Raw genomic sequence first — 16,585 nt, 5'->3', positions numbered from 1 at the left:
AGTTTAAAAGCCGTTCAAGCTTCGCTTGGACGGCTTTTAAACTTATATGGGGCAGCGTCGAGAGCCTCTTTCTCTTCTGCGAGTTGCCACCATTTTCTTTCTGAACGCGAGCGTTCAGAAAGAAAGGGTTGGAGCGCAAAGAAAAGAACACACGCCCAGTTAATTAGGCCGAAAAAAAGGGGCCGGATGAAGGGGAAAGCCAAAGGCTTTCACTCATCCGGCCCCTTTTATTTCGGGCGAAAGCGGGATTCCCAAGGGCCTCGTCCTTGGGCGGGGTCAAGGGGCAGCGCCCCTTGCAGAGGTGCGGGGACAGAGTCCCCGCCCATGGCCTGCCTATACCCGCATGCTATTTTTTAAGGCGCCGTACTCTTGGGAGGCTCAGTTTCCAATGCATGGCGACAAGCCTGATGCCGGTTGTAGAAACGATAGTCACGAGGAGGAGCACGGGTTCTGGAATGTTGAAGACGTAGAGGATTGCAAAGAGGGAGCCACCGATAATGGCGGCGGTAGCGTAAAAGTCGGTGTGAACGATAGCGGGCACATCATTAGCGAGGACGTCACGAATAACGCCGCCCCCGACAGCGGTCATGGAGGCCATGAAGATAATGCCCATAGGTCCGAGGCCGAAGTGTGAAGCTTTTGCTGCGCCGATAGCGGCGAAGACGCCGAGGCCGAGGGCGTCGGCAGCCATAACCATGTTCCATTGCCGGGCAATGTACGGCGCGATGAAGATAACGAGAGTTCCGCCACAGAGACAGACGATGAAATAGAGTTCATCCTGAAACGCGGCAGGCGGAGTCGCTCCGAGAAGCACATCGCGGACAATGCCGCCGCCCACCCCTGTAGCGACGGCGAGAATAAGTGCACCCAGTACGTCAAGTTCCTTTTGTGATGCTTTAAAAGCCCCGGAGATGGCGAAGATGAGAGTACCAAAGATGTCAAGCAAATAGAGCACGGACGCCTCCCGCATGCTGTGGAACCGTTCAAAGAAAAAGCCCTTCATAATTCTATACGAACATAAAGGGCTTGGTAAGCAAAGTGCGGTGCTGTCGTCAACTGCGTGATCGCAGTTATTTGCATTACTTAGTAAAAGGCAACTCCTCGGAGTCCTCATACAGAGGATTGGTGTACGCCTGAGCGCATTCATCGCGAGTAATGATTGAAGCTCGAACGGAAGGCTTGACCTGTGAAGCGGCATATGCAGTCACGGAAGGTCCAAGAAGCTCGGCTAATTCCTGAGTTACAGGCACAGTTGTACTCGCCATTGCAAGCACTTCGCTGGATCGTGCATCAATGAGGCGAATGTTGAAACGAACATTCTTGCTTGTGTGTGAGTAGGTTCCGGCAAGAACGAGGGATGCTTTCTGTACACGTTCATCAACGAGGTTGATGTCGCGGGTGAGCAAAAGTTCGCCAACTTTTGGACGCAGAAGAATGTTGCGGCCTTTGCGGATTTCTTTGAGGCGGAAACCGTGATCCACAAGAGTGGTGGCAAGTTCTTCACCGAGGGCACGACCGAGTGGGGAGCTTTGCTCAAGGTTGTTGATGTCCACGGGCGTTGTGACGAGTACAGAACAGGCGCGGGGGGAAATTCCGGCTTTGGTTCGAATCTGCGAGCTGAGGGTGGAAGAGAGCTGCTGTGCGGCACTTGGGATGCTGCCTTGAGCAAAGGCAGAGCTGACGCCAAGAGTCGCGCAGAGCAGGCTCGCGAGGGCAAATTTTGCAAGATTCATAATGACGACTCCTAACGCCTGCTGCGGATGATTCTATCCGTGCTGGCAATTTCTTCTTTGAGTGTGGCCTTGAGTTCTGGATTCTTGGCAGCCATGAGACCATCAACAAAAGTCTGGCGGGCAAGTTCATACCGTCCCTGTGCCTGATACTCCCGCCCCTGGGCAAGGCTGCTGAGGGCTGTTTGAGAATAGGGCAGGGTGTCCAGCCTGTCGCCGTATGCTCGCGGAGAACTACTTGTGCTACAGCCAGAGAGCGCCAGAACACAAACAGCGGTGGTGGCGAGCAGGAAATGTTTTTTCATGATCAGCCTCCTTTAATGCAGGTCTTTCTGGTCGAGCACGTAGCCAAGTCCTCCGGAGTCCTTCATCTCATCAAAGGATCGGAGTTCAATTTCTGCTGCCCGGAGCTTTCGCATTGGGCGGTTTTGAGACTTGAGCAAGGCGAGAGTCGTTGCATTCTGAGGGATGGTGATAGACCCGGTGCCAAGCACCTTGCCGTCAGCTTTTTGGAAGAGGCGGCCATTCACGAAAATTGTATTCGCATCATAATAATATGTGCCAGTGAGGATGGCGACGGTGCGCTTCTGATTCAGTTCCGAGATGTCTCGAGACAGGGCAAATTCTCCCTGCTGCGGACGAGGGCGAACTCGCTCCGAGCTGCGGAATTCGACAACGTTCATGTGCTGACGTTTCAGCTCGTTGTACATTTGTTCGGCTACGAGCCGACCAAATGGAGAACTTTGCTGCAAGTTGTCCTGATGCACAAAGGAAACGGGGATCGTGACGCACGCGGTCAGATCCACATCAGAGTCCAGTATCTGCTGTGCAAGTTCTCGAATTTTGAGGCGCAGCTCCTGCGCTGCCTGCTGGTTGACATCTGGGGCCTGAAGAGGATTGGCAGAGTGAAGCCAAATGTAGCCGCCGTCTCCATCAGGAACCATAACACCGGGGTGAATTTTGCCCTGTGAGCGAAGGCTTCGGGTTTGCCCGTCTTCGTGTATCCATCCATCTCTTTCCGAGCTAACTCCAGTTCCGGGGTCAACAGGCCGGGCGTCTTTTTGCGCCGTGCCCGAAGAGGGACTGTGCGTATTTTCTATTAAAAGAGAGTCTACCGCACTTGCTGACTGCGGGGCGCAGAGCGCCAGCAGCAAAGCGGCTGAAATCCATTTCTTTTTGTTCATGTGCGTGCGTCTCCAGAATCAAAATCCCAGCACGGGACGAAGCTGTCCCGCCTGTGTATGTGTTATCGACCTGAGAAGTGTTTTCTTTAGGCAGGAAAAAGAATGGATGGGGGATGCCTTTTTTTACATCCAGAAAATCGTTACGATCTTGGGAAAAATGAGAAGACTCGAAGGGGTGACTATGAAGAAGCTTTGGAAAAGTGTTGTGCTGTGTGTGGCGTGCCTGTGGATGTCGCATTCTGCGGCCGCAGGGCCTGTTGATAACAGCCAGTATGCGGAGCTGCTTTCTGCACATGTCCGCAACGGTGTTGTGGATTACGCGGGTTTGAAGAAAAAAGAGGCGACGCTTGATGGGTACTTGGCTGTGCTGCAAAAGGTGCACGCTGAAGTGCTTTCAGAAAATGAACAGATTGCGTACTGGATCAACGTGTATAACGCGTGGACGCTCAAGCTGATCCTGAAAAATTATCCCGGAATCTCGAGTATTCGCGATATAGGCGGGGTGTTTCAAAGCCCGTGGAAGATTCGTTTCGTCAAGGCAAATGGGACGACGTTGCATCTCGATGAAGTCGAGAAGGTCATTTTGCATCGTTTCAGGGAACCACGGATTCATTTTGCGATCAACTGTGCATCAAAAAGTTGCCCGGAGTTGCTGAATGTTCCGTACGAGGGTGCACAGCTGGAAAAACAGCTCACGCAGCAGACAAGGACGTTTTTGAACGATGAACGCTTTAACAGACTGGAAGGGAAGAAGCTGTATGTGAGTAAGATATTCGACTGGTACGAAGATGAATTAGGGGACGCCGCCTCCTACGTTTCTCGCTATGCCAAGGCAGGTTTGGCACAAAAGATTCAGGCTCTTGGGGACGACGTCCAGGTACGCTATTTGAAGTATGACTGGTCGCTTAATGGAAAGTGACCGGCATAAGCTAGATACGGTCAAGCGGAATGTTGGAGATGAAGTTTTCTAGCTGATCCAGAAATTCCGTGTAATCCGTGAGCGGAAATTTCTCTCCGCAAGTGTCGCAAAACAGGTAAACTTCTTTGCAGGCACGAATAACCCGTAATTGGGCGTGACAGTTCTTACAGGAGATATGGGTTCCTGTCTGTCGGGGCTGGCCAGAAAAAAGAGGGGCAGCTTGCATCCAATGGTCCTCCTGGTGATGCGATCGAAAACAGGTCCGCACAGCCGCGTGCGGAGATGTTTTCTTGTGCACCAATTGTCCCGCAAGAGCAAGCCCTGATTCCCTCAAATTGAGGAGAGTGGCGGCTTCCTTCATGTTGGGTTTTCTGAGTGAGTGCGCGCTTTCGTGAGTATTTCTTTCAGCTTTTTCTGCGGCATGCTATACTCGCGCCAGTGCTATATTTATACTGAAGAACCTGCCCACAAGGAGGATATAATGCTGAAGAAGAAGGTTGAGAAGGCCCTAAACGATCAGATTAAATGGGAACTGTATTCCAGTTACCTGTATCTTTCCATGTCTGCTTTTTTTGCAAAAAAAGGTTTGCCTGGGTTTAGCCACTGGATGCGTATGCAGGCTCAGGAAGAACTTATGCATGCAACCAAGATGTATGATTATGTTTTGGAACGTGGCGGCGAAGCAAAGTTGATGGCTATTGATGCCCCTCCGAGCAAATGGGATTCTCCACTCGATGTGATGGAAGAGACGCTGAAGCATGAGCAGCATGTGACAGACCGTATCAACAAGCTGGTCGATGTGGCCCAGAGTGAAAAAGACCACGCCTGTAATATTTTCCTCCAGTGGTTTGTTGAGGAGCAGGTCGAAGAGGAAGACAGTGTTGGTGAGGTTCTCGACAAGCTTCGCCTTATTGGTAAAGAAGGAAGCGGACTCTTTATGATGGACCGTGAGCTTTCCCAGAGGGTCATCACTCCTCCTGCTGATTCCGCACAGTAAAGACGTATTGGGTGCCTCGGCCTTTGGCTGGGGCACTTTTTTATGCGCTTTTCAAAAGCGCTTTAAGTTTGGCGCGTATCTGTGTAACAATAGACTCCATTATTCTACTCACTGAACCCGCAACACGCTTTTGCCTTGGCAGAATGGCGTTTTCGCAGGAGGTATCATGTCAGACAAGCTCGTCACGATTCTTGTGGGCGGAGCCGCTGGGCAGGGCCTTGCGACCGTTGGGCAGCTTTTGTCAAAAAGTCTGTCTCGTAGCGGTTACCACGTGTCCGTAACGCAGGTGTATATGTCGAGGATTCGAGGTGGATTCAATACCTTTGCCATACGGGCCGGAGCAGAGTGCACAAATGCCCCTGATGAGCTTGCGGATATTGTTATTGCTTTGAATCAGGAAGCTGTGGAGCAGTGCGCGTCGACCTTGCGTCCCGGAGGGCTTCTTGTCCTTGGCGATGGACTCGATCCGCAAGGGCACAGGAGTATACGAATCCCGCTGGCCTCGCTTGCTCCAAAGCCTATCTATTATAATGTGGCGGGCAGTGCGGTTGTCGGGGCGTTAATTGGGATTCCTCAGATTGAGATCGCTCAGCTTTTGGAAGAAAGCTTTTCCCGGAAAGGTGAGGATATCGTTAAGCAGAATTTGGATGTCTTACGCGATTCTTATGCGTGGGCGCTTGGGCAGGAGATAGCCTGCCGTCCATTACCAGAGTCTCCAGAAATTCCGTGGCTTCTTATGAATGGTAATGAAGCTATTGCGCTTGGGGCTTTGGCTGGTGGCTGCAATTTCTGTTCGTTTTATCCCATGACACCGGGGACTTCCATTGCCCAGACGCTTATAAGCAAAGGGGCTGAGCTTGGTGTTGTGGTTGAACAGGTTGAGGATGAGATTGCGGCTCTCAACATGGCTCAGGGGGCATCTTATGCCGGTGCTCGAGCCATTGTCCCGACGTCTGGTGGTGGCTTTGCGCTTATGACCGAGGCAATGAGTCTCGCGGGAGTTGCAGAGACTCCTGTCGTTGCGGCCATTGCGCAGCGGCCCGGGCCTGCGACAGGGCTTCCGACGCATACAGAGCAGGCTGACCTCAATCTTGCGCTCTATGCCGGGCATGGCGAGTTTCCCCGCGCAATTTTGACTCCCGGGACTGTTGAGGAATGTTTTCAGGCTGGTTTTCAGGCGATGAATCTTGCCGAGAAGTATCAGACTCCAGTTGTCATTCTTACAGACCAGTACTTAGCTGACAATATCCATACTGTTGAGGCTTTTGATCTTGAGGCGCTTCCGCCTCTTCATCGTCCAGCCGAGCACTCAGAGTTTCCAGAGGGAGCGTATCAGCGTTATGCACTCACAGAATCAGGTATTTCTCCTCGGCTTATCCCCGGATTTGGTCCGCATTGTGTCGTTGCTGATTCTCACGAGCACTTGGAGAGCGGCAAGATTACCGAGGACCCCGTGATGCGCAACGCCCAGAATGAGAAGCGGATGCGCAAGGAGCAGGGGATGTTGGCTGAGGCACTTAGCCCTGTGTGTGCCGGAGATGAGCATCCAGACCTTTTACTCGTTGGCTGGGGTTCCTCTCTTGGTGCAATCAAGGAATCCGCAGAGCTTTTGCGCGAGCAGAATGTCAGGGTTGCGGTGATGCATTTTCGGCAGGTCTGGCCCCTCCCAACAAGAAAACTTTTGGACTGGGCCTCTCGCGCTCGTGTCACCGTATGTGTAGAGAGCAATATCACTGGGCAGTTTGCCGGGCTTGTGCGCAAGGTGTGTGGGCTTGATTTTGATCTCAGGATTTTGCGCTATGATGGCTTGCCGCTGACAGCAGGCTACATTTATCGAGCGCTTGATACGTCTGACCTTCAACTGGAGCAGAGGGGGTAGCTATGGTTCGTCTCGAAGATTATGGCGATTTTGAAACATCATGGTGCCCTGGTTGTGGCAATTTTGGTATTCGGCAGGCCATTATGCAGGCCCTTGTTGCCCAGAATCTTGCCCCGCATGAGGTCATGATGGTTTCCGGGATTGGGCAGGCGGCAAAGATGCCTCACTATTTGAATATTAATTTTCACAATGGCCTGCATGGGCGTGCTTTGCCCGTTGCGCAGGGGGCACATCTCGCGAACCCCGGCATGAAGCTTTTGGTATGCAGTGGCGATGGGTGCAATTACGGCGAAGGTGGGAATCATTTTCTCGCTGCGGCCCGGCGCAACATGGACATAACACTTCTTGCCCACGACAATCAGATTTATGGTCTCACAAAGGGGCAGGCGAGTCCGACAACAATGTTTGGGCAGAAGACCAAGACGCAGCCTCAGGGGGTTCCCTCTCATCCGTTTAACCCCATTGCCGTTGCTATTTCTATGGGAATTGGCTTTGTCGCGCGTGCCTTTTCCGGTATGCCCGATCATCTCGCAGCGCTTATTCAGAAGGGTATGGAGTATCGTGGTTTTGCCTTGATTGATATTCTCCAGCCCTGTGTTTCTTTCAACAAGGTCAACACCCATGCGTGGTACAAGGAGCGGTGTTACGAGTTGCCAGAAACCTATGACCCCTATGATCGCGCGCAGGCCTTACGCAAAGCTTTTGAGTTTGAGGAGCGTATTCCTCTTGGTGTGATTTATCGTCACAGTGGGCCGCCCTATGACGACATTTCATCGCAGGTTCCGGCTCAGCCTCTTGCCACGCATATGCCTGACCATCAGGGACTGGTGCGTGTATTACAGTCATACAGGTAGTACGTCTTTAGTGGGGCCTGTGTGGGTGGGAAGATTGGGGCCAGCCACAGCCCGTGAGGGCTGGATGGGTGGGAAGGGAAGAGGACCGGGGCCAGCCCCGGACCCCGCGTAAGGGAATGATTCCCTTACGTATCCTCATCGAGTTTAAAAGCCGTGCAAGCTTCGCTTGGACGGCTTTTAAACTTATGGGGCTAGCGTAAAGAACGTCTTTCGGCGTTCAAAAGGAATAAGTGCGGCAGAAAAAGGCTTAAGAACACGCGATCGGGAAACGCCCACTAGCTCAAAAAATACGGCTGATGGAGAGGAAAGCGAAGCTTTCATCCCATTCAGCCGTATTTTTTGAGCGAAAGTGGGATTCCCAAGGGCCTCGTCCTTGGGCGGGGTCAAGGGGCAGCGCCCCTTGCAGAGCACGAGACGGAGTCTCGTATCATCCTGCCATGCCATAAAAAAAGCCCCCTTACAGAGTAAGAGGGCTTTGGATGCGTCGTGAGATTCTAGTCGTATTTTACGGAAGAGAATCGCATGAGCTTATCCCACTTATGCTGTGCGTCGATGTACCGGATTGTGCCGGTTTTGCCACGCATAACGAGAGAGTGGGTGGTCGCGCCCTGACCAGTGTAGGTCACGCCTTTCAGGAAGGTGCCGCCGGAGATACCGGTAGCGGCGAAGAAGGTGTCGTCGGTTTTGACGAGGGTGCGAACGGTGTAGATTTCGCGGATGTCGATACCGGCGTCAATGAGAGCCTGCTCTTCTTTTTTGGAGCGGGGGTCGAGACGGGCGAGCATTTCGCCGCCCATAGCGCGGATAGCGCAAGCGGAGAGAACGCCTTCTGGGGTACCGCCGGTGCCCATCATCAGGTCGACTTCGGAGCGGGGGTCGATGGCCATAAGGGAGCCAGCGACGTCGCCGTCGGTGTGGAGCTGAATACGGGCGCCAGTTGCGCGAATCTCAGAGATAAGCTGCTTGTGTCGGGGCTTGTCGAGGACGAAAACGACGAGGTCGTTAACGTCTTTGTCGAGAGCCTTTGCGATGTTGGTCAGGTTGTCTTTCACAGGAGCGTCGAGGTGAACGACGTCTTTTGCTGCTGCGGGGACAACGAGCTTCTGCATGTAGAAGCTGGGACCGGGGTTAAACATGGTGCCTTTGGGAGCTACGCCAACGACGGAAATTGCGTTGGGGCGGCCGTAGGCGAGAAGGTTGGTACCTTCAACGGGGTCGACAGCGACGTCAACTTTGAGGGCTCCACCAGCGCCGACATGCTCACCATTGTAGAGCATCGGTGCCTTGTCTTTTTCTCCTTCGCCGATGATGACGGTGCCATCAATGGGGAGGGAGTTAAAAGAGAGGCGCATTGCGTCGACAGCTGCCTGGTCTCCGGCTTCTTTGTCGCCTTTACCAAGCCAACGGCCAGAAGACAGCGCTGCTGCTTCCGTAATGCGGACCAGATCCAATGCGAGATTGCGATCAGGAGCTTCCACTGTGTTTCTCCTTTCTTGCGCCAAAAAATTAGCCAAGTTTTTCAGTAATAATACGAGTCAGATTCTCAGGTGTAAATCCGTATTCTTTGGCAAGCTCGCCAGCGGGGGCGGAAGCACCGAAGTGGTCGAGGCCGAAGACAATGCCGTCGAGACCTGTGTACTTGTACCAAAGGCCGGATGCGCCGGCTTCGACAGCGACACGGAGGCCGTTGCCGAGAACGGATTTTTTGTACTCATCGCTCTGTGCATCGAAGATGTCCATGCAGGGCACGCTGACGACGCGGACCTTTCGAGGTGCGAGCTGAGCAGCGGTGTCGAGTGCGAGGGAGACTTCGGAACCAGAGGCGATGATGGTGATTTCTGCTTCACCTTCGGCGTCCTTAAGGATGTAGCCACCCTTGGACGGGCCGTCGACAACGCTGGGGAAGGATGCAGGAGCCAGAACCGGCAGACCCTGACGGGTGAGGAGCAGGCAGCTGGGGTGCTCATCTTCCTTGATTGCCATTTCGAGGCAGGCGCGGGTTTCGTATGCGTCTGCGGGGCGGAAAACATTCAGGTCGGGGATCAGGCGCAGAGAGCTAGCATGCTCGATGGGCTGGTGAGTCGGGCCGTCTTCGCCAACGTAGAAAGAGTCGTGCGTAAAGACGTGCAGGACTGGGAGCTTCTGCAGGGCGGACATTCTGAGGGCATTTCTCTCGTAGTCGGAGAAGACGAGGAAGGTTGCGCCAAAGGGAACGACGCCACCGTGTGCAGCCATACCGTTAAGGATAGCGGCCATGGGGAACTCACGAACACCAAAGGACAGGTTACGCTTGCTGTGGTCGTCTTTGCAGAACACGCCGACAGTTTCGCGGAACTTTGCAGTCTGGTTGGAGGGGTCGAGGTCAGCGGAGCCGCCTGCGAGCAGGGGGAGCTGGTCGGTGATAGCGTTGAGGCATGCACCCCAAGCCTTACGGGTCGCAACGGAGCTTCCGTCTTCGAACTCAGGAAGCTCGAAAGAGAGGCCGGAGCGAGGTTCGCTGACCTGCTTCCAAAGAGCTTCGAAATCAGCGTCGGATTCGATGCGCTGGACGAGCTGGCGATGCCACTGTGCTGCGGTAGCTTCGTATTCGCCGAATTCGCTGCGGAAGTGAACCAGAACGTCTTCAGGCACCTGGAAGTCGGCCTGAGGATCGAGTCCCCATTTTTCCTTGGTTGCAGCAATTTCTTCTGGCGGAAGCGGAGCACCGTGAGTCTCGTGGTCGCCTTCGCGGGTTGCGGTGCCTTTTGCCATCACGGTGTGGCCGATGATGAGAGTGGGGCGGGGGTCAAGCTGTGCTTTTTTGACAGCTTCGCGAATTTCTTCATGGTTGTGACCGTTGATTTCGAGAACCTGCCAACACATGCCCTCGAAAACCTTAACGTAGTCGATACAGTCGCAACGGGAAGTCGGACCAGCGAGCTGGACGTCGTTCTTGTCGTACATCACGATGAGCTTACCGAGGCCCCAGAGGCCTGCGAGGGAAGCTGCGCCAAGAGCGATAGGCTCCTGGAAGTCACCGTCAGAAGCGAGAACGTAGGAATAATGATCCTGAACGTCTTTGCCGAGCTTGTTGCGAAGCAGAGCTTCTGCAACAGCTTCACCAACGCCCATGGCAAAGCCCTGACCAAGAGGACCGGTGGTTACTTCGACACCGGGAATTTCGATTTCGGGATGGCCGGGGGTGCGGCTACCGAACTGGCGGAAGCCCTTGAGGTCTTCAACGCTCAGGTAGTCACAGAAGTGCAGCAGACCGTACAGGAGGGAAGATTCGTGACCTGCGGAAAGGATGAAGCGATCGCGGTTGAACCAGTTAGGATTGCTGGGGTCAAAGCGAAGGAAATCCTTGAACAGGATGTAGGTCATATCTGCAGAAGACATGGGGCCGCCGGGATGGCCGGAGTTAGCCTTGCGGGTGGCGTCCATGACAAGCGCCTTGAGCACGTTAACTGCTTTGGCGTCCATTTCGGGGTTCACCTGAGATTTCATGGTGGTCAAATTCCTTTGCGCCGCGATTGCGGGCTTGAATGAAAAGAGGGGAGCGACCCTCTAACAGAAATGTTTACTTGTCGTTCTCGATGAGTTCGATGCGGCGCAGATGGCGTCCACCTTCAAACTCAGTGTCGAGGAAAATGTCGAGCAGTTCCACTGCCACGCCGGGACCGGTAACGCGTTCACCAAGGCAGAGGACGTTTGCATCATTGTGCATACGGGTCATGCGAGCGTGAAAGCTGTTGGTGCACAGAGCTGCGCGGATACCGGGGATGTGGTTCGCGGTCATGGACATGCCAATGCCGGTGCCGCAGATGAGCACGCCGGGGCAGCCTTCTTCCAGCACGTGCTGGCAGAGCTTTTTTGCATAGATGGGGTAGTCGACACTGCAGGTGTCAAAAGGACCAACGTCCTTGACTGCATAGCCGCGTTCTTCAAGATGCTTGATGAGCACTACCTTCAGTGCATAGCCAGCGTGGTCGGAGCCGATGGCGACCGTTTTCTGTGACATTTTGCCACCCTTTGGGAAAATGGTTTAAGGGTTTACGAAGTCCGTTGGCCAGAGCCTAGGAATTCATTTTGGAAATTCTTTCGCTAACGAGAGACTCTCGTTTTTTGGAGCATTCCTTGCGCAAGAACGCAATTTCTTCCTGAAGGAACTCGATCTGCTTGAGGCAGAGAGTCATGTCGGAGCTGATGGCGACAGTCTGTGTGGCCTCAGCATCCGAAGCCTTTTCAGGAGAAAGCTCACTGTGCATCGCCTTTCCGAGGGCGGTGTACTCTTTTTCGAGGCGTTTTTCCATCTGGCGGATTTCGATGGAGCGCAGAGCTTTGATGCATATCCATTTCAGTTCGTCGCCGAGGACGGAAAGGCCAGTCCTGAGTGTATCAAAAAGTCCGGAGGCAGAGTGCTCGGATGTTTTGTCGGATTGAGGCATAGTCATACTTCCTTGCAGGTCAATTTTCAGGTTGCAGACGAGAATCCATAGGCCGCAGAAGCGTCTCTGGAGGAAGCTCCAGAGCAAGGGCTTTGGCATTCCACTGTGTGGAATCAAGCGAGAAATTTTTAGTCCGTAAAATCGCAATATCACCGGTAGAAAGGCGAAGTTCGAGCTTTTTGGGACGAGGACTTTGACCCTCTTCGTCTGTATACCGCCCAAGAAGAAGGGTCCAGCCCAGAGTTTTGTGCTGCCCGGTGAGTTCCACAGGTTGGCCTATGGAGTCAAGTGTAATGCTTGCGACAGTTCCATGACTAAAGAAATATTTCCAGTTTCCATTGGGCTGAATATCGGCCCTGGAATACTTTTGTGCGGCAAGGCTGGGGTATGCACCAGCCATGAGCAGAGCAAGATCCTGAAGAGTGAAAGGCAGGGGAAGTCCAGCGTCTAAAGCTGCCTGTGGGCCTGTATGCGAGTAGAGCGCAAGTTTGTCCTGTGGGTAGTAGCAGACGAGACGGGATGCATCTTCGCGAACAAGGGCAACTGTGGTGCCAAATCCAGCAGAGAGGTCAAGACGCAGTGGTCGGGAAAAATCTCCCCAAAACCGGACGTTGACCCGTCCTGCTCGACGCCCTTTGTACTGGAGACTTGCGGTGGCGTCGAGTGTCTTTGGAACAAAATTTTTGGCGTGAGTTTGTGTAAACTGTGACCAGAGCGCCTCGGCATTTAGGCCAGGTCCAACCAGAGGAGTCTGGGGTGCTTTTTGTGCACAGCCAGCGAGCAGAAAGACGCCTATACAGAGCAGAAAAGCGGCCCGAAGAAGCTTCTTCGGGCCGAGACAGTGTATTTTCATAAGGCCTTAAGTTTTTCCTGTACGCTTGAGTTGTTTGGAGCGAGTTCCAGTGCGTTGGAGTAGCCTTCGCGGGCCTTGTCTTTGTTTCCTAGTGAGCGGGCGATGTCGCCGTAGTGTTCCCAGAGGGTCGCGTCGTCGGTCACCCGGTCCACCGCACGCTGAATCTGCTCCCATGCTTTTTCAAACTGCCCGATGCGCAGATAGAGCCAGGCCAGTGAGTCAATAATATATCCGTTTTCAGGATCAATGGAGAGGGCTTTTTTGATGAGCACCTCTGCCCGTTCCAGATCCTTGTTCTGTTCAACAAGACTGTACCCAAGGAAGTTCAGGGCATCAGCATGTTCTGGGTCCTTGAGGATAATTTGGTCCATGATTTCCCGGCTTCGCTGAGAAAGCTGGAGTTTGTCATAAATCACGCCAAGGGCGTACAGCAGTTCTGTGTCGTCAGGCCACTTGGTAATGGCCTGTTCCAAAACCCGGCGCGCGGCACGGTGTCGGCCTGCGCTCTCAAGAAGGTGCGCTTCCAGAGTCCAGTATGGACGAATGTCCGGGTTCTCCTGCTTCTGCTGTCGAATCAGATACAGGGCCTTATCCTTGCGGTTTAGCTCAATCAAAAGCTGAACACGGAAACGAACCGAGCGTTCATACAGAGGGGAGTCCTCAGGGATTCGCTCAAGGTAGTCCAGAGCCTTCTGGGAATTGCGGTCTCCCTCGTAGGCCAGAACCGCCATGTAAAACCATAGGCGCTGTGGGGTTCCTTTGACTTTCTGAAGCGGTGCGAGAACCGTTTTGGCGTGATCGTAAAATTTTTCTTCAAGGAAAAGTGTTGCTGCTTCCAGTGCATACTGGGTGTCAGTGGCTGGTCCCTGCTGGAAGATGACAAGAGCCTTGTCAGGGGTGTTCATCTTGAGGTTCAGGCCAATGAGGCGCAGGCGAACGTCTTTTTCAGACACGCCTTTTTCAAGCAGTTTTCCATAGGTCTTTTCGGCGGCAACGAAATTCTTTTCGCGTTCGTACAGAACCGCCAGTTCAGACAGGGCGTCCAAAAAGTCAGGGTCAAGCTTGAGCGCGCGGTGCAGCATGTTTTCTGCCTGCCGGGTTTTTCCCAGTCCGGCAGAAGCCCGGGCACCGTAATACAGACTTGTTGCGGTCTGCTTGTCGTGAGGAATTTTCTGGATGGCTTCGAGTGCTTCAGGACTTTTTCCATCGGCAAGATAGATAACCGCCATTTCACGGTAGGCTATCCATTCTTTCGGGTGGTCGCGTAAAAATTCCTGAATGGTCAGAATGGCATCCGGGTAGCGCTTTTCTGCGTAGTAAGTCGTAGACAGGGACAAAACGAGGTCCAGACTGTCTGGAAATTCGGCAATGCCCTGTTTCAGGACTTCGCGAGTGCGACCAATGTCGTTGCGTCGCCAGTAAAAATTGGCACCCTCCAGAAAAAGCTGGGGGCTATGTGGACCTTTAAGCAGGGTTTCCAGTGCGCTTTCGGATTCCTGCGGGTCTTCCTGCATAAGGGCACTCTGAAAACGGAGATACTGAAACGTAGAATCAGCGGCACCAGTCAGATCCCACTGAATTTTTTGCTGGGGGGCGGGCGCAACAGCCTGAGTTGGTTGGGATTGGACGCAGGAGCAGAGCAGGGCAGTGAGTGCGGCGCTTGCAAGTGGCGAGGCAAATCGGGGCATGATAGGCATCTGTCTCCGTTTTGAAAGGATATTCCTCATGCAGTTGGCGAAGAAATACCACCATCACAAAGTGCGATTGTGGGAGTAAAATACAGAATACTGGAATTGGGGCGCATCCGCAAAGGACACGCCCCAATGGGTATTTTAAAGACTCAGAATGTCCCGTTTCTTTTCGTTTAGGTGAGCAGGGATTTCTGTGACAAGCTTGGTGCCGATTTCAAGAAATTCGGGACCATACAGTTTGCCTGTACTGGACCGGAATGTGTCATCAAGTTTTTTGATGATTTCTCCGCTCTTTTCAAAAAGAGCCAGCGCTTCGTCAAACTCAAGCTCGTTGTAGTCGGAGAATTCCCACAGGGTTGTTGAGTAGAGGTCGAGTCCCCAGCGGAAATTGACTGCGTCGTACAGCGCGTTTGCAATGATCTCTGCGTCCTTGTTTGGGGCAGGGAGGCGGGGTTCAAAAGGTCTGTGATCGCGGATGGCAAAGGCGACAAGATCTCGATCTTCATCACTGATCTCGTATTCTTTGAGTACCATCAGTGCGACTTCTGCGCCTTTTTCTCCGTGCTCCTGCTCCAGCCTGCATGTGCCATGCAAAAGCCCGCTGAACTGGGCAAGATAGGCGAGGTGGCGATGGTGTGCGATGTCGTTTTCTGGTGCTTCGTGCAGGATGATTGCTCCTGCTTCGATGGCACTTTTTTTGGCGTGATAGACCCCATAGCTGGCGTCATCGTACAGAAAAGGAATTACGTCTCCCTGAAGGCGAAGCAGATCAGGGTGGTCGAAGAAGCTTCTGGAACAGAAATTCAGCTCAGAGGAACAGTCCCGGTAGAACCGGGGAAGAGTATACTGTGCCGTTACTGCCTTGGCCTCATTTTTCATCTTTCGAAGAGTGCTGTCATTCATCCGTATGAATCCATTCGTCTGAAAAGTCTGCGATGTGCTCCGCCATGTGCTTTTTGAGTTTTTGCAGCAGGCGGGCCTCAATCTGTCGAACCCGTTCCCGGGTAATGCCATATTTTTCGCCGATTTCCCGTAGGGTCACGGGATTATCGGACAGGAGGCGCTGATTCAAAATATCCTGCTCTTTCTCATTGAGCTTGGGCAGAATGGCCTTGATGTGCTCCCGTATCATCAGAGAAATTTCGTCCTGAGCGACATTGTCCTCGACGCCCGGTTCGAGCGCGGGCAAAAAGTCCATTCGGGTGGCACTGCCACTGTCGTCGGTGCTGAGCGGAGCGTTGAGCGACATGTCTTGCCGGGCAAGGCGCTGGTCCATTTCGATGACGACCTCTTCTGAGACGCCAAGGTTTTTGGACAGGGTTGCGGGGTCGGGGTCAAACCCGAGTCGCTGGAGGCGCTGCCGTTCCTTGTTCAGGTTATAAAAAAGCTTACGCTGGGTCTGTGTGGTGCCGATTTTGACCAGCCGCCAGTTGTCCATAATGAACTTGAGAATATACGCCTTGACCCAGAAAGCAGCGTAATATGAAAATTTGATACCCTTGTCAGGGTCGAACTTTTGGACAGCGCGCATAAGCCCAACGTTTCCTTCCTGAATGAGGTCGAGAACGTTTTGCATCCAGCGGCGCTGAAAGTCCATTGCAATCTTGACGACAAGGCGCAAGTGTGAAGACACGATGCGGAAGGCCGCTTCGTTATCTCCTTCGTCCCTGACCCGTCTGGCGAGTTCTTTTTCTTCGTCAGGCTCAAGCAGGGGGAAACGGCTGATTTCGCGGAGGTACATCCGCAGAGGGTCGCGGGGGGCGATGTCCGAGGATTTTGCAGGCTTCAGGATGAGTTCGCCCTTGCCTTTTTTCTTGGCTTTGGGCGCGTCGTTTATATCATGAATTTCGTGGAGTTCTTGTGTCTCTTCATTGAGGACGTGCTCATGCAAATCGTCAGGGTGTTCCCACTCGCCCCGTGGCTCCTCGGAGTCAACATTGATATCGTTGGGGTCGATGATAATATCCTCTCCCGTGTTCATAGAAGAAAAACCAGCGAAAGCGCGTAACAAAGTTGCCAGCGCGCCTGCCGGTGAAAAAGCAAAGAGTTTT

General features: G+C 53.3%; 17 protein-coding genes. 4 read left to right on the top strand and 13 right to left on the bottom strand.

The features are described 5' to 3' along the window. Positions 1-346 precede the first annotated feature (346 nt). From B5D23_RS08405 to B5D23_RS08390, 4 genes are all read right to left on the bottom strand, one after another. Positions 347-955, bottom strand: coding sequence for a trimeric intracellular cation channel family protein (locus B5D23_RS08405; protein ID WP_078685197.1), 609 nt, complete (start codon positions 953-955; stop codon positions 347-349). Between the two features lie 124 nt (positions 956-1,079). Further along, positions 1,080-1,733: a FlgO family outer membrane protein gene (locus tag B5D23_RS08400; RefSeq protein ID WP_078684989.1), complete on the bottom strand. Its 654-nt coding sequence runs from the start codon at positions 1,731-1,733 to the stop codon at positions 1,080-1,082. An 11-nt stretch (positions 1,734-1,744) separates the two neighbouring features. Further along, a complete protein-coding gene (locus B5D23_RS08395) occupies positions 1,745-2,035 on the bottom strand; it encodes a hypothetical protein (RefSeq protein WP_078684988.1) in 291 nt (96 codons plus the stop codon). Positions 2,036-2,047: 12 nt separating this feature from the next. Continuing rightward, positions 2,048-2,914, bottom strand: coding sequence for a FlgO family outer membrane protein (locus B5D23_RS08390; RefSeq protein ID WP_078684987.1), 867 nt, complete (start codon positions 2,912-2,914; stop codon positions 2,048-2,050). A gap of 181 nt (positions 2,915-3,095) precedes the next feature. Here B5D23_RS08390 and B5D23_RS08385 point away from each other — a divergent pair, with 181 nt between their 5' ends. Continuing rightward, a complete protein-coding gene (locus B5D23_RS08385) occupies positions 3,096-3,833 on the top strand; it encodes a DUF547 domain-containing protein (RefSeq protein ID WP_234985078.1) in 738 nt (245 codons plus the stop codon). A 10-nt stretch (positions 3,834-3,843) separates the two neighbouring features. Here the strand turns inward: B5D23_RS08385 and B5D23_RS15350 are convergent, their stop codons facing one another. Next, complete coding sequence (locus B5D23_RS15350) at positions 3,844-4,059, bottom strand: dual CXXC motif small (seleno)protein (protein ID WP_078684986.1); 216 nt, start codon at positions 4,057-4,059, stop codon at positions 3,844-3,846. A gap of 255 nt (positions 4,060-4,314) precedes the next feature. Here B5D23_RS15350 and B5D23_RS08375 point away from each other — a divergent pair, with 255 nt between their 5' ends. The 3 genes from B5D23_RS08375 (at position 4,315) to B5D23_RS08365 (ending at position 7,563) form a co-directional block, all read left to right on the top strand. Beyond that, on the top strand, positions 4,315-4,830 hold the full coding sequence (locus B5D23_RS08375; protein ID WP_078684985.1) for a ferritin: 516 nt from the start codon (positions 4,315-4,317) through the stop codon (positions 4,828-4,830). Between the two features lie 166 nt (positions 4,831-4,996). Continuing rightward, positions 4,997-6,709: a 2-oxoacid:acceptor oxidoreductase subunit alpha gene (locus tag B5D23_RS08370; RefSeq protein WP_078684984.1), complete on the top strand. Its 1,713-nt coding sequence runs from the start codon at positions 4,997-4,999 to the stop codon at positions 6,707-6,709. 2 nt (positions 6,710-6,711) lie between these two features. Beyond that, positions 6,712-7,563, top strand: a complete 852-nt coding sequence (locus B5D23_RS08365) for a thiamine pyrophosphate-dependent enzyme (RefSeq protein ID WP_078684983.1) — start codon at positions 6,712-6,714, stop codon at positions 7,561-7,563. Positions 7,564-8,057: 494 nt separating this feature from the next. Here the strand turns inward: B5D23_RS08365 and glpX are convergent, their stop codons facing one another. The 8 genes from glpX to B5D23_RS08320 form a co-directional block, all read right to left on the bottom strand. Continuing rightward, positions 8,058-9,041, bottom strand: coding sequence for a class II fructose-bisphosphatase (gene glpX / locus B5D23_RS08355; RefSeq protein WP_078684981.1), 984 nt, complete (start codon positions 9,039-9,041; stop codon positions 8,058-8,060). A 28-nt stretch (positions 9,042-9,069) separates the two neighbouring features. Beyond that, positions 9,070-11,049 (bottom strand): transketolase, encoded by a 1,980-nt coding sequence (gene tkt, locus B5D23_RS08350; protein ID WP_233814945.1) that lies wholly within the window; start codon positions 11,047-11,049, stop codon positions 9,070-9,072. Between the two features lie 73 nt (positions 11,050-11,122). Beyond that, positions 11,123-11,563, bottom strand: coding sequence for a ribose 5-phosphate isomerase B (gene rpiB, locus B5D23_RS08345; protein ID WP_078684980.1), 441 nt, complete (start codon positions 11,561-11,563; stop codon positions 11,123-11,125). Positions 11,564-11,618: 55 nt separating this feature from the next. After that, positions 11,619-11,990: a hypothetical protein gene (locus B5D23_RS08340; protein ID WP_078684979.1), complete on the bottom strand. Its 372-nt coding sequence runs from the start codon at positions 11,988-11,990 to the stop codon at positions 11,619-11,621. A gap of 19 nt (positions 11,991-12,009) precedes the next feature. Continuing rightward, positions 12,010-12,843, bottom strand: a complete 834-nt coding sequence (locus tag B5D23_RS08335) for a hypothetical protein (protein WP_078684978.1) — start codon at positions 12,841-12,843, stop codon at positions 12,010-12,012. Next, the gene (locus B5D23_RS08330; RefSeq protein ID WP_159445957.1) at positions 12,840-14,531 is read right to left on the bottom strand and encodes a tetratricopeptide repeat protein; all 1,692 of its coding nucleotides are present in this window, start codon (positions 14,529-14,531) and stop codon (positions 12,840-12,842) included. The genes B5D23_RS08335 and B5D23_RS08330 overlap by 4 nt, the downstream gene beginning before the upstream one ends. Positions 14,532-14,675: 144 nt before the next feature. Then, positions 14,676-15,437, bottom strand: a complete 762-nt coding sequence (locus tag B5D23_RS08325) for an HD domain-containing protein (RefSeq protein WP_078684976.1) — start codon at positions 15,435-15,437, stop codon at positions 14,676-14,678. Continuing rightward, a complete protein-coding gene (locus B5D23_RS08320; RefSeq protein WP_078684975.1) occupies positions 15,430-16,515 on the bottom strand; it encodes a sigma-70 family RNA polymerase sigma factor in 1,086 nt (361 codons plus the stop codon). Before B5D23_RS08320 ends, B5D23_RS08325 begins: the two co-directional genes overlap by 8 nt. Positions 16,516-16,585 lie beyond the last annotated feature (70 nt).

Source organism: Desulfobaculum bizertense DSM 18034 (assembly GCF_900167065.1).
Taxonomy (GTDB): Bacteria; Desulfobacterota; Desulfovibrionia; order Desulfovibrionales; family Desulfovibrionaceae; genus Desulfobaculum; species Desulfobaculum bizertense.
The sequence above is the reverse complement of the archived record's forward strand: the minus strand, read 5'-3'. Positions and strand labels throughout refer to the sequence as shown.